General features: G+C 43.1%; 13 protein-coding genes. 6 read left to right on the forward strand and 7 right to left on the reverse strand.

Annotated features, from left to right (window positions below):
- The first annotated feature begins 36 nt into the window (after nt 1-36).
- A complete protein-coding gene (locus tag ACSBOP_RS04640) occupies nt 37-816 on the forward strand; it encodes a YheC/YheD family protein (RefSeq protein WP_442603276.1) in 780 nt (259 codons plus the stop codon).
- 71 nt (nt 817-887) lie between these two features.
- On the opposite strand, the gene sspI is transcribed toward ACSBOP_RS04640, so the two are convergent.
- Nucleotides 888-1097 carry a small acid-soluble spore protein SspI gene (gene sspI, locus ACSBOP_RS04645; protein ID WP_442603277.1) on the reverse strand — a complete coding sequence of 70 codons (210 nt, stop codon included), beginning with the start codon at nt 1095-1097 and terminating at the stop codon, nt 888-890.
- 188 nt (nt 1098-1285) lie between these two features.
- On the opposite strand from sspI, the gene ACSBOP_RS04650 reads away from it, so the two are divergent.
- The 4 genes from ACSBOP_RS04650 (at nt 1286) to ACSBOP_RS04665 (ending at nt 7129) form a co-directional block, all read left to right on the forward strand.
- A complete protein-coding gene (locus ACSBOP_RS04650; RefSeq protein WP_442603278.1) occupies nt 1286-1945 on the forward strand; it encodes a potassium channel family protein in 660 nt (219 codons plus the stop codon).
- A gap of 2 nt (nt 1946-1947) precedes the next feature.
- Entirely contained in the window at nt 1948-2769 is an 822-nt protein-coding gene (locus ACSBOP_RS04655; protein ID WP_442604377.1) for a TrmH family RNA methyltransferase, read from the forward strand.
- A 320-nt stretch (nt 2770-3089) separates the two neighbouring features.
- Complete coding sequence (locus ACSBOP_RS04660; protein WP_442603279.1) at nt 3090-5075, forward strand: methyl-accepting chemotaxis protein; 1986 nt, start codon at nt 3090-3092, stop codon at nt 5073-5075.
- Between the two features lie 347 nt (nt 5076-5422).
- Entirely contained in the window at nt 5423-7129 is a 1707-nt protein-coding gene (locus ACSBOP_RS04665) for a copper amine oxidase N-terminal domain-containing protein (RefSeq protein WP_442603280.1), read from the forward strand.
- 256 nt (nt 7130-7385) lie between these two features.
- Here ACSBOP_RS04665 and ACSBOP_RS04670 read toward each other — a convergent pair whose 3' ends face one another.
- A complete protein-coding gene (locus ACSBOP_RS04670) occupies nt 7386-8507 on the reverse strand; it encodes a hypothetical protein (RefSeq protein WP_442603281.1) in 1122 nt (373 codons plus the stop codon).
- Between the two features lie 328 nt (nt 8508-8835).
- Here ACSBOP_RS04670 and ACSBOP_RS04675 point away from each other — a divergent pair, with 328 nt between their 5' ends.
- Nucleotides 8836-9507 carry a DUF899 domain-containing protein gene (locus ACSBOP_RS04675; protein WP_442603282.1) on the forward strand — a complete coding sequence of 224 codons (672 nt, stop codon included), beginning with the start codon at nt 8836-8838 and terminating at the stop codon, nt 9505-9507.
- A 412-nt stretch (nt 9508-9919) separates the two neighbouring features.
- Here ACSBOP_RS04675 and ACSBOP_RS04680 read toward each other — a convergent pair whose 3' ends face one another.
- The 5 genes from ACSBOP_RS04680 to ACSBOP_RS04700 all read right to left on the reverse strand — a co-directional run bounded on the left by ACSBOP_RS04680 (nt 9920) and on the right by ACSBOP_RS04700 (nt 13037).
- Nucleotides 9920-10456, reverse strand: a complete 537-nt coding sequence (locus tag ACSBOP_RS04680) for an acyltransferase family protein (protein ID WP_442603283.1) — start codon at nt 10454-10456, stop codon at nt 9920-9922.
- A 20-nt stretch (nt 10457-10476) separates the two neighbouring features.
- Complete coding sequence (locus ACSBOP_RS04685; protein WP_442603284.1) at nt 10477-10842, reverse strand: GntR family transcriptional regulator; 366 nt, start codon at nt 10840-10842, stop codon at nt 10477-10479.
- Nucleotides 10839-11495, reverse strand: a complete 657-nt coding sequence (locus ACSBOP_RS04690) for an ABC-2 transporter permease (protein WP_442603285.1) — start codon at nt 11493-11495, stop codon at nt 10839-10841. Before ACSBOP_RS04690 ends, ACSBOP_RS04685 begins: the two co-directional genes overlap by 4 nt.
- On the reverse strand, nt 11488-12342 hold the full coding sequence (locus tag ACSBOP_RS04695; protein ID WP_442603286.1) for an ABC transporter ATP-binding protein: 855 nt from the start codon (nt 12340-12342) through the stop codon (nt 11488-11490). The genes ACSBOP_RS04690 and ACSBOP_RS04695 overlap by 8 nt, the downstream gene beginning before the upstream one ends.
- A gap of 218 nt (nt 12343-12560) precedes the next feature.
- Nucleotides 12561-13037: a GNAT family N-acetyltransferase gene (locus ACSBOP_RS04700; protein WP_442603287.1), complete on the reverse strand. Its 477-nt coding sequence runs from the start codon at nt 13035-13037 to the stop codon at nt 12561-12563.
- Nucleotides 13038-13142: the final 105 nt, after the last annotated feature.

The raw sequence follows: 13142 nt of genomic DNA on the forward strand, positions 1-13142 counted from the left end.
TATACAGCAAAGATCAAAAAGATGAGGTGAGCACGGTTGGGGAGATTTGTGCATAGCAAATGGAGAAAAACACAGACGCTTAAAAAGGATTCCGGAATTAATAATTATGTTCCGCAGACACTACCTTTGACCGAAATATCATTAAAAAAGATGTTACAGCAGCATCATATGGTGTATATTAAGCCTGTTGTAGGCATGCATGGCAGAGGCGTTATGCGAATTGATTGGGATTCAAAGGCAAGTAAAAAGGCATATAAGTATCAGTATATATATAAAGTAAAAACGTTCAATAATGTAGAAGATCTGTATCGATCGATAAAGCTAACCATTAAAAAAAGGCCTTATTTAGTGCAGAAAGGAATTTACCTACTTCGTTACAATTCACGACCATTTGATATTCGGGTCATGGTTCAGTTAAATAGGCAGCAAACTTGGGAAACGACAGCGATGATTGGTCGGGTGGCATCCCCAGGTAAAATTATTACGAACGTTCACGGCGGCGGCATGCTAAAGCCGGTTGAAACCTTATTACACGGCCATATGAATGTGATGAAGCAGAGTGCTTTTATTGCTAATTTGCGATTCCTAGGCCAACGTGTTGCACGGCAATTGCATAAACAGTATTCAGGAATTCGGAATATCGGTCTTGATATTGCTGTCGACCATGCGCTTAAACCATGGATCATCGAAGTGAATACGAGTCCTGATCCTTTCATTTTTCGGAAATTAAAAGATAAACGAATATTCCGTAAAGTAATTGGCCTTACACGAAAAAAAATGAGTGTGGTAAAAAAAGTGCGAAGGAAAATAAAATGAAATGAAATACCATAGACTTTCTTGTAATGATAAAGAAGGTCTATGGTATTTGTTTATTTCAAGCGAGGAATTTAGGTTTTCTTGAGTGCTTGCTGCAGAGCGGTAATAAGTTGATTTTTCAGAGATGGATCAATACTCTTCCACACATGTTCAAAGATAACGCCAAGACCAGGCAATACCTGTTCCTGTCCGCCGATGGAATCGTCAATGATTTCTTGAAGTTCAGCATCGGATTTATTACTGATTCGTTGGAAAATAGCGTGTCTTAAATCTAAGTTCATCGGTGATGTTCACTCCCAATCTAATCTAGATGTAACAATCACAGCTTATTATGCTTCAAAGAGGAATAAGACATGCTCGAGCCATTATTTTTAGGGGTAACATAAAATTATGTTATAATAGGGAATAATAAATTGTTGTAACTTATAATGTAGTTTTCATATAGGAAACTTGGAGGAGGAGGGTTTTCGTGAAAAGACAATACGCCATTATAGGACTTGGCCGATTTGGTTCGAGCGTCGCAAAAAACCTATCAAAAGCAGGGTTTGAAGTGCTTGCTATTGATTCCAGTGAATCGAAGGTTCAGGAGATTTCACCCTTTGTTACACATGCGCTGCAAGCCGAAAGTACAGACGAAGATGCACTACGTGCGATTGGTATTCGGAATTTTGATGTAGTTATTGTCGCGATCGGTGAGGATATTCAGTCATCGATTTTAACGACATTGATTTTAAAAGAAATGGGTGTCAAAGGTCTAGTTGTAAAAGCAGCGAATGAGCTGCATGGTAGCGTACTCCGAAAAATCGGTGCTGATAAAATCGTATTCCCGGAGCGGGATATGGGGCAGCGTGTTGCACATAGTTTGATTTCCTCAAACATTATCGATTACATAGAGCTGTCAGACAATTATAGCATTGTGGAAACACATCCCTCAGGCGTTATGGTGGGACAAACAATCCGTCAATTGGACGTTCGCGCGAAATATAAATGTAACGTTATTGCCCTGAAAAAAGGCGATAAGCTCATTATTCCACCGGCAGTAGATGAACCGTTAAAAGAAAATGACATCCTTGTGGTGCTTGGACATAATGAAGATATACAAAAATTTGAATTGGCATTTACGGAGTGAATATAGTGCATAGTGAAATTAGTTCTACACAAAATCCCCGCGTGAAACAGTGGGTACAGCTTTTGGATCGTAAAGGTCGTCAAAAGCAAGGTCAATACTTGATTGAAGGTACACATCTGATCGAAGAGGCACTTAAACATCAGGCACCTGTTCGAACCATTGTGTATGATTTGGATAAAGGACTGCCTCGTGAGCTTCGCGCACTAAGTGAAGGGCAAGTCGAGTGGGTTGGTGTCACTTCGGCAATTATGGAAAAATGCTCGGATACACAGACCCCTCAAGGTACATTTGCGGTTGTAGATAAAAGAGGAACCGATGCAGCTGATCTATTCGAGCATGAGAATGCATTGATTGTCGCACTAGATGGGGTTCAGGACCCCGGAAATTTAGGGACGATTATTCGAAGTGCGGATGCGGTTGGTGCGCATGCAGTTGTACTTGGACGTGGAACAGTGGATCTATACAATCCGAAAACGATCCGTTCGACGATGGGTTCCCTATTCCATTTGCCAATTATTGAAGGTGATCTGCAAGAGCTATTATTGGAGGCATCCAATCGTGGCGTACAGATTATTGGCAGCTCACTTCAAGCTGAGGCCAGCTACTACGAGCTTGATCTAACCCGTTCTAGCTGGATTGTACTCGGCAATGAGGGACAAGGTCTTTCATCAGAGGTCGAACAGCTGGTTACACAGCGGGCGATTATTCCGATGCATGGACAGGCGGAGTCGCTTAATGTTGCGATGGCTGGGACTGTTATGTTGTTTGAGGCTGCGAGGCAGAGGCAAGTTTCAAACAACAGTAATTCCTGTCAACGAACCTGAATATCTGTCTTTTACTCAAATTACTGTCCTCAACTCACCAAAGACTGGAAATTGGTCGATGCTAACCTCGATCAATCTCCAGTCTTTTTTCTCTGCTTTTTAAAGCCTTCTCAAGCCTTTCCTCGATTCTTTTCTCTGCCTTCAAGATCAGCAATGATTATCTCGGAATTGAAGGAAAAGCCTTGTGGGAGTAAGGCGGAGGGAATAAACAATCCAATAAATCCCAAATTGACTGTTTCTATTAGTTATAGTAGTATTATTTTCTGGAAAAATAGAGGGAAAATTATCCTCTTTAATTACATACTGAAGGAATGGTGTTTTTGGGAAAAATTAAACAGTTATTTAAATCAGGTCTTGCCGCTCGGATTTTAGTTCCAAGTGGTCTACTCACGGTCATTGTAATTGCAGTGATGACTTACTTGTCCTACCAGTATTCATCACAAGCAATGATCAATGCCCTTGATAATGAATCAGTTCAGAGAATGGAAGAACTACATGAGGTATTGAGTACTAATTTAGACAGATATCAGAATATAGCAGATGTCTTAGAAAAAAATATTCAAGAAAAAACTAACAATAGTGGAGTCGTCTCTACAATGGATAACTTGTTGGGATCCGATAAACATCTTATGTCTGTTTATTTCGGTCAGACGGATGGAAAATTCATTGCTAATAAAGGAACTAATACACCAGCTGATTATGACCCTAGAAAGAGACCTTTTTATCAAAGTGCGTCAGCATTAAAACCTGGTGAATATTACTGGTCTGATGTCTACAAAGATGCGTTTACTGGTCAAAAGATTATGACTCTTTCAAAACCAGTCTATGAAAATTCAAAATTATTAGGTGTTGTAGGTATAGACTTAGATCTTGGATTCATAGCAGATATAATTAAACAAGTTAAACTAGGTCAAACTGGCTTTGCCACTTTGCTTGATAGAAACGGTATATTTGTGTATCATCCAGACAATAATTTGATGGATAAAGATGCAAGTAATGAGAATTATTATTTACAAACTGTAGGTAAGAAATCTGGTATCGTACATTACGATGCAAATGGTAATGCTAAAACATTTGCATTTTCTAGGACTGATAGAACAGGTTGGGTTATTGCAGGTGATGTTATGGATAGTGATATAAAAGCTGTAGCATCTACCGTTGTAAAACCTCTCTTAATTGTTGCATTGTTTGCTATCATTATTGCAAGTATAGTTATGATTCCTATAATCTCTAGTGCAATAACTCCGCTTATTCTTTTGGTTAGAAAAATGAAGGAAGTAGAGCAGGGAGACCTAACAGTCAATTTAGATTTAAAAAGAAAAGATGAGATTGGTTTAGTGGCAAACACATTCAATAACATGGTTGAAAACCTTAAGGAAATAATTGGAAAACTTAAAGATACCTCGCAGAATGTTGCTTCTACAGCAGAGGAACTATCTGCTTCAGCGGAGGAGTCAGCTAAATCTCTAGAAGAAGTTTCATCATCTATACAACAAGTTAGTGCGAGCACTGAAAACCAGACATTTACAGTTGGTAACGTTCTGGATGATGCAGAGCAAATAAAATCTCATATCCAAGAAATACATGATAGAAATGTCAAAATACTTGCCATAATTAAGGATGCTAAACTGCAGACTGCAGAAGGTGCTGATATTGTAGCTGAACTAGTATCCCATATCGAACAAATAAAAACCATGTCAGAATTTATTCTACAATCAACGATGAACTTAGAAAGTAAATCATCTAATATTAATGATATTGTCGATATAATTAAAGGTATAGCGGATCAAACCAATCTTCTTTCCCTAAATGCAGGTATAGAGGCAGCTAGAGCTGGTGAACATGGTAGGGGATTCGCAGTGGTAGCAAACGAAGTTCGTAAGTTAGCAGAACAATCCAAGAATGCCACTAACGATATCAGTACGTTAATCAGTGAGATTCAAGATAATGTTAAACAAGTAGTAGTATCCGTAGAGAATGGAGCTGGAAAAATCTCTGATGGAGTTCGTAAAGGGAATGAAGTAGGATCTAAGTTCAGCGAAATAAAAAATCAAGTAGATACTATTGATCAGACGTTCCTCAGTAAATTGCCTATAATGGAAAAAATACACAATAGCGCTGGAGATATAGTTAAATCGCTTGAGAATACGAAGCGTCAGTCTGATGAAGTCGCAGCTGGAGCGGAAGAAATAGCAGCTGCAACTGAACAACAGTTGGCTTCTATGGAAGAAGTAAGTAGTGTATCTAATAGCCTTTCTAACATGGCAGATGAGCTGCAGGAAGCAATTACGAGATTCAAGATATAAGAAATCAAAGAGAAATGCTGTAGCCAATAAAGGTTACAGCCTTTTTCTTTTGAAACAACGGACTCTTTCCGTATCTCTACCATCACTTATGATACGGTTCTTCGTGCTAATTGAAACGGCAAGTTTTCCTGTCTGCCTTTTTGTGGGCCTACTGCACTACCAATTTAAAGAAAAACCACCAAACAAAAAACGAGCACAAAAAAATCAAAAGACCCCGCGAGGGATCTTTCAATAGAAAGCTTTGAACTTGGCAACATTCAGGTGTACAGAATGGTTGTACAATTGACTGCAATAAGCAATTGTGAAAAAATTGGTAAGATAACATCAACTTAGGAGGAAAGACCAACGTGAAAAAGTTTCACTGGTGTTCTGCATTTCTGATTATTCTCATTTTTACTTTACTCCCCTTTGGCAGCCTCGCTGCTGCCAGCGGTGAAAACTCTGAGACCATGGCGACCATCGACAGCCGCCCCATCTACTTTGACGTCGCTCCTCAACAGATTAACGGACGCGTGATGGTTCCGCTTCGCGCCATTTTTGAAAGCCTAGGCGCAGAGGTAGGCTGGGATAGCTCCACGCAGACGATCACAGGCAAAAAGGACGCCATTGCCATCACTCTTCGCCTAAATGACACCAAGGCAGAGGTCGGCGGCAAGACAGTCCCACTGGATGTGGCCGCAACCCAAATCGAAGGAAGAACCTTCGTCCCGGCTCGATTCGTTGCGGAGAGCTTCGGAGCTGACGTCAAATGGGACGATAGCCGCAAGCAGGTCATCATCACTACAGGAACCGCTGCTCCGGAAGGACACTACTACTTCATTTACAACAGCCAGAAGGTAACGGCTCAGGACTTGGCTTCGATCAAGCTGTTCGTCAACAAATTCAGACAGACCTATAATGTTCTGTTAGATGCCGGACAGTACAAGACAGCTGTAGATTTGTACGACGCTCTGAAAGCAGAACAGAAGAAGCTAGGCGGCAAGGTCGCCGGAATCCAAATCTTCGGACTTGCTGAAGACGTGCCATCGTTCACCTACACGCATAAGATGAAGCCTTCGAAGGGCAATTTCGAATGGAACGGCGTCGAGGAGGACAAGAACGAGAAGTCCGTGTCCGACTTTCCCTACTCCACCTTCAAAAACGACAGCAAGTACCTGAATGACGTCTCCGTCTACAACATCGTTCAGGAGAATCTTCCGATAAGCGTTATTCCGGAATGGCCCGTCTCTCGCCTGCCACTGACGAAAGGCGAAATCGCCAAGTACATTGACAACTACGACGCCTACCGCAAGCAGACCGAAGGGAAATCCGTTCCAACCGTCGCCCTTTCGGCCCCTGTCGAGTTTCAAAGAGGACTGGACACAGCTCAGGACGACATCGCATTCTTCATGAAATGTCTGAAAGAGGATAAGGAATTTGGTCTCTTCAAGAATACCGACCAGCGCATCTACTATAAGGAGTTGGCCGCGAGCTTGGCTAAGGAGAATAAGACCGGAATAATGGACCTTGTGGTGGGCAGCCGGGGTGACAGCGATGGGGCTTCCCTGAAAAAAGATAGTAAGGAGTACTTCTTAGACCGCAAAAGCGCGGCTAGCCTAAACTCCAACTATTATACGGCCTTCTTCTGGGGATTCACCGCCGCCAAGGGTCTTAGCGCGGACAGCATCGTCCACGACGGACTGGCTAAGGGTAAAATGATCAACCCTATCGCTCATACTGTCCCGGCGTTCAGCAGGGGAGTCAATAATTTCTTGTGGCTTCCGATCCCCACGCCGGAGGGTGAGACAGGAGACGACTGGAACGACTACGTCGCGGTGGACAAGGAGCATCTGGAGTGGGATAATCCGTTCTTCTTCGTCTACAAGTACTACGAGGCGATCGACGGCGGAAAGACCCGCCTACAGAGTTTCTTCGAGGCGAATGCCGCCTACGCGGCCCTGACCGTGGCCAACAAAAACACCTCGCGGTTCTTATTCGGATTTGACTACGTGTGGTCCTCGTTCGGCTTCGAGAACCTGTTCTCGCTGCATTACCTGGGCTTGGCCGACTACTAATAACAAGGTAGAAGAACTCTTGGAGAGCATCCAAGGGTTCTTCTTTTTCTAAGCACTGTCCGCCCTTTTTTGCGTTCCGCCTACCATCTTGAAAAAGCGAAAAAAGCGACAGTTGCGACTTTCCACTTTGGACACTATTGTCGCTTTTTTTTGGAGAAACGCTGAAATTTTGTGCAGGTAAACCGCTTCGCTGAATTGCCGCATTTGACGCTTCTGTCACTAAAACTAGCAAGTCATCGGAGAACTATTTTTGTAACTAAAGCCGCCAAAGATTGGCAATAGAATTAGCGGCAGAGGCGATATGTTCAGCAGCTAAGTCGTCGTCATGAATAACAATCGCAGGCGACGGATACAAACTTTCAAATTCAGTGTGGAGTATAAGCACGATTTGATTCGGCAGGCTAACTTGAGCACGCAGAATGTGATGCCAAAGTACAGTGAAAGAATCGGTTTCACCCAAATTGACGGCTTCGATGCCTTGAAGTTTTATCGGCGAAGTTCCATCGTAATACGTGATCTTGCTTGTTACAAGTGATGGAACCGATCTTTCTTTCTTGGTAGAGGGGATCTTTCTAGGGCGAATAAGTAGCTCCCACAAAACGATACAGAGAGAAGGAAGAAGGAAAGCTAGAACTGCCAGCCACTTGCTTGTGGTCAATAGCAAAGTTCCTAAAAAAAGTGCTGCCGATAGGGTAGCAAGCAGCCAGAAATATAACCCTTCCAACCGTTTCGAAGAACGCTTTTTGGCAAAATTCGAATTAGCAATCCATGTTTCTTCGATCTCCGACGTAGCCATTGGTTCATCTTTTTGCTGGTCTTCACCATTCCCTTCTCTCTTTGGTACATGCTCGCCTCCCAACAGGTACGGATTCATTTTATCGTCCCAGCGCTCAAATTCGTCTGGACGCCACCAAAAATGAAGGCAATGCTCAATCTGCTCCAAGTACTGAAGGGGGGCCTCATAGAGATGAAAATACTGCGATAGTTCCAAATGAACAACGGGAGATTGATGCGTTTGCACATGTGTAAATAAAGTTTCCAGCCATTTTAACATATAAGGACCAAGCATCGGGAAACGTGCCAATGTAACAGGCAAGCTCTGTCGCAATTGCGTTGCAGCCTCTCCCCATGGAATATGCCAATTTAATGCCTCCGCGAATGCTTCCCACTCGGGTAAATCCTCAAGCTCCTCATTTTTCAGATGGGGTTTAAGCTCATTCCACGTTGTTATAAGCTGCCCGCGATAACGTTGGTATTGCTCCTGACTGACGAGGCTGAACCACAAAAGTGCGAGAAAACTGTTCGTCTCAAAGGCAACATCTTCATATTGTCCATCTACTGCCTCCGCAGTAACACTTAAAAACGTCCGGTTTCCCATAATTCCCGACACTTCCTAACCGTCATAGAATGAAAGAAATGATGTTACTTTCGAGAGTCAAGAATAAACAAGATGCATCATGTCCCGTGAATATAATGTACGATTAGATTGCGAATCTTACTTAATTCAATATATCTTTCAATTTTTATTTGATTCCTTGCATGTAGGCCATTATCCAGTAAAATCCATTTTTTTGTTGACATGGCTGAAACATCACTGTACCATTGTCTTAAATTAAAGATAATGAAATCAGCTCAAAATTTCGCTGCCGCGGTCATACTAACTAGTAATGTTATCCAAAATTAATAATCGATTAGAGGAGGAAGAAATGACACCGAATCAAACAGCGCTTCCGTCAGTCGTTTCAGAAGACGAGTGGCGGATTGCTCGTGAAAAGCTGCTTATTAAAGAAAAAGAGCTCACCCGAACTTTGGACTCGCTCGCCGCAGAGCGTAGAAGACTTCCGATGGTCCGCTTCGACAAATTTTACACCTTCGAGGGTCCAAATGGCACAGCGGGCCTGCTTGATCTTTTTGAAGGACGCCGCCAGCTCATCGTCTACCACTTTATGATGGATCCGGGCTCCGACAACCGTTGTCGCGGCTGTTCATCCTTTGTCGACAACATCGGCCATCTCGCCCATCTGCACGCCCGTGATACCACCTTCATTCTTGTCTCCCCCGCGCCGCTGTCGCAGTTCGAGCCCTATAAGAAACGCATGGGCTGGAATGTGCCTTGGTTCTCTTCGAACGGCTACGATTTCAACTTAGACTGCGGTGTTGGCAAAGGATTTGGACTTAGTGTCTTCCTCCGCGATAATGACAGAATCTTTCGTACCTATTTTACAACGTCACGCGGCGTCGATAGACTCAGAGCCGATTTCAATTTCTTAGACCTTACGCCCTTTGGCCGTCAAGAAGACTGGGAAGACTCCCCTGAAGGGTGGCCACAAACCCCGCCGTACACGTGGTGGCGCCTACACGACGAATACGAAGAATAACAGAAAGCCTTCGGTCACGTTAATTGGAAAGGGGAACAGTTATGACAAAAACCTTGACAGATGACTGTCCACAACCTCATAAAACTTGCCGTCACTTATGATACGGTTCACCGTATCACTCGAACGACGAAATCGAAAGGCACCCTGTTGGGTGCCTTGATTGGTTTGTATGGACTCATATGGAACGTTGTTGTGAACATGATCATCGGAGTGACGATTCGATATCAAGACAAGAGATCCGGCCACCACTGCTGAAACTTCGGGCTGACCCGAATCAGTTCGTCAATCCGCTCCGTCTACCGGGAGCCGAAGCCGGCGCGGAAACGAGCCAATTGCCATCTCGCATGAACCTCCCAGCCTTCCCCGTTCAATCGAGTCCTATCATGATGTTTCATCTCCTTTATTCATAAATTTATTTTCTTCGCAGTCGCCTGGCGGCCTTCATGCCGAACAACACCCGTAGCACGCGGTTCCTACGAATCACAAAATGGTAAAGCAGCATAATTACAAGGCTTGCCGCCGCAAGCAGAAAGAGAAGCTTCGCCGGAACCGGCCGACGGAGAGCGTATATCAGATAACCGATCGTGACAATCACCGGTTGGTGCAGCACATAAATGGGCATCGACGCTTCCATGCCGAACGCCAGCGGAACGCCGAGGCGTAGCAGCCGTTCCTTCAGGAAGCCTTTCGAGTCCCGTTTCTGCAGCGAATAATACGCGCTGATCCCGGACACCGCAAAAAAGACCAGCATCATCCAATTCACGACAAGGTTCGTATAGGCGAAGATGAAGCCGTTATCCATCACATTGTTTTTGACATGCCAGGGCTGAGGATTGAAAAACATCGAGCAATGATACAAAACGACGACGAGCGTCATTGATATGCGGATCCAATCCAGATCCGTCTGCCGCGCGGAAGCGGATGATATCGCGGGTTGCCCAAGCCACATGACAGGAATAGCTCCTTTTTTCAATAAATCATCTTCAACAGCTCAATGACTTCATCCAAGGTAAGGCCGAAGGATTTGTAGTAGGAAGTGTCGCTTTCCATTTGCTTCAAAACCGTCTTATTGCGCATCAGCAGCATCTCCTCGGGTGAAAATTCGGCGACAAAGCATCCTTTGCCGGTTACGGTGTTGATCAAACCGCTTCGTTCAAGCTCTTCCCAAGCTTTCTTTACGGTGATGACGCTAACACGAAGCTCCAGGGCAGCCTGCCGAATGGGCGGTAAACAATAGCCGCCTTCTAACTCACCTTTCAGAATTTGGGCGCTGATTTGTTCGAAAAGCTGCTGATAAATTGGTTTCTCAGATGTGTTCGAGATTAATAAGTTCATAGGATTTCCACTTTTAGGAATCGCTTAACCCCAATCCGATAAGCTATCATGGTGAATGCAGCAAATATCACGATTCCTGCAATCAGAATGGATATTTGAAGCGTCGTATTATCAGCACCGCTACCATTGAAAATGTCTGACACATAAGAATTCTCGATTCCGACCCACTGTGCAACTCCGGCAAAAAGCATAGCAGCCGCTATAGATACAAGCTGCGCTGCACCATATTTATACGCCGTCTTGTAAAACATGGGTATCAAGATAATGTTATAGATCGCAAACATGACAAAGCATAAACCCCAGAAACCCATGTACGGCGCGAAGAAATGGTACGTCACATTCGGGTATAGGTGAATCGTGAACAAACCATAGATCATAGCGATCACAATATGCATTAATTCCAAGATAACAAAAACGGACACCCTTGCCTTCACTATGTCTTTCTTGGTTACAGGCATCATCGAGGTAAAGAGTAAATCGTTGGCGCCTCTAAATTGGGCGAACAAATTCGGTGCTGATACCCAGAAAAAATACATAACCACAATCATATACAGCCAACCCGGAATGAGCATTAAGGCGCCCATCAAAAAAGGAAATACAAAAAACAACGGATTTACGCCTAATTTCAAATCTTTTATCAATAAGTTATACATACATATCCTCCTTTTTCGCGAAATAAATCATGATTTCCTCGAGACTCGGTGTGGCTGCTTTCACATCGGAAGATGGATCTAAGTCTTTGGTATGGATCAATCCTGTAAAACCAAATGAATTCTTTTTGTAAGAAATCAATTGTTCTTTCACCTGGCTAAGCTGGCTTTCGCTACCACTCAGTAAACGATATGATTCCATAAATTCTTCTTTCTCTGCACTATTAATAATTTGCCCGTTTTCGATATAGGTAATAAAATCCGCGCATTTTTCCAAATCAGATGTAATGTGAGTAGAGAAAAGAATGCTGATTTCGCCATCAACGACGAGTTCTTGAAAAATATCCAACAGACCATCTCTTGCGACCGGATCAAGTCCGCTTGTCGGTTCATCAAGAATGAGTAGCTTCGCACCATGGGATAAAGCAATGGCCAAGCTGTACTTTACTTTCATTCCTGTCGACAATTCGGCGATTTTTTTGTTTTCATCCAATTTGAATCTTCTCAGATAGTTGTAATAGGTTTCATCATCCCAATTCTTGTAGAACTTCTTAATTACATCGGTCAACGTTTTCATCTTGCTTCGAGTATAAAATTCGAAGCCGCCGAATGCGTATCCGATTTCTTGCTTCAACTCGATTTCATGTTCGGCGATGTTCTTGCCCAAAATGCATACCTCGCCGCTATCAATGTGAATCATTTTCAAGATTGATTTTATCGTGGTTGTTTTTCCTGCACCATTGGCACCGATGAATCCCATAATATATCCCTTTTCCAGTTGAAACGATACGTCCTTTAACTCAAAATTCGGGTATTGCTTATTTATATTTCGAATGTCTAATGCCAGCATACCGTGCCTCCTCATCAAATTGTACATGTTGTGCATACACAATGTACCATGAGGGGTTTTATTAAGTCAACAAGTTTTTAAACTAAATTTTGGATATTCCTTTTCACCCTACTTGTGATACGGTTCTCCGCGCTGTCTATAACGGCAAGTTTTAGGGCCATCCCACAAAGGATGGCCCTTCTTTTGATCTTAACGTTCTTCAACTGATTGGAAGCAAATCAGAGGTGCAACACAGTTATTGACTCGTCGTTGAAAACTTCACCGTTGTCACGGAAGCCAAAGCTTTCATAAAGTTTTTTGGCAGCGATGTTTTCAGGTTTATAAGGAATCCAACAAAAATGTGCTGGCCCTGCTGGATAGGTACGAATAAATTCCAAAATCTTTTTCATAGCCTCCCGACCATAACCCCTGTTCTGGTATTGCTTATCAATCATCAGTCGCATGATGCAATAGTTGACTTCTGCGATAGATGGTTCATCATATCCAGTGATTCCATAAGCCAACATAACAAAACCGACCGGCTGCTCATCAGCGTAAATGACAAATGGAAATGGATGCCCCCCATTGGTTGCAAGAACATAACACGAAGCCACACTTGACAGATTGGACGCAACAAAGCGCCGTTGGTCTTCTGATACTTCCAAGTTAAACATGGCACGCCGGTTTTTCAGTGTGATCTTTCTGAGTGTAATCATATTGATCTTCTCCCATCATCCCTATTTACTGCGTTTGCGTCCGCATAAATAACATACAATTTATTCAAAAAAAGTAATAGACTTATGTTGGATTTTTTTTTATTT

The sequence above is a fragment of the Paenibacillus sp. KN14-4R genome (assembly GCF_052180255.1).
Classification (GTDB): domain Bacteria; phylum Bacillota; class Bacilli; order Paenibacillales; family NBRC-103111; genus Paenibacillus_AM.

Coding starts and splice junctions, on each gene's coding strand:
- ACSBOP_RS04680 (WP_442603283.1), bottom strand. CDS start 10,456: ATGTGGCTTGGGCAACCCGCGATATCATCCGCTTCCGCGCGGCAGACG.
- ACSBOP_RS04670 (WP_442603281.1), bottom strand. CDS start 8,507: ATGGGAAACCGGACGTTTTTAAGTGTTACTGCGGAGGCAGTAGATGGA.
- ACSBOP_RS04700 (WP_442603287.1), bottom strand. CDS start 13,037: ATGATTACACTCAGAAAGATCACACTGAAAAACCGGCGTGCCATGTTT.
- ACSBOP_RS04690 (WP_442603285.1), bottom strand. CDS start 11,495: ATGTATAACTTATTGATAAAAGATTTGAAATTAGGCGTAAATCCGTTG.
- ACSBOP_RS04695 (WP_442603286.1), bottom strand. CDS start 12,342: ATGCTGGCATTAGACATTCGAAATATAAATAAGCAATACCCGAATTTT.
- ACSBOP_RS04675 (WP_442603282.1), top strand. CDS start 8,836: ATGACACCGAATCAAACAGCGCTTCCGTCAGTCGTTTCAGAAGACGAG.
- ACSBOP_RS04685 (WP_442603284.1), bottom strand. CDS start 10,842: ATGAACTTATTAATCTCGAACACATCTGAGAAACCAATTTATCAGCAG.
- sspI (WP_442603277.1), bottom strand. CDS start 1,097: ATGAACTTAGATTTAAGACACGCTATTTTCCAACGAATCAGTAATAAA.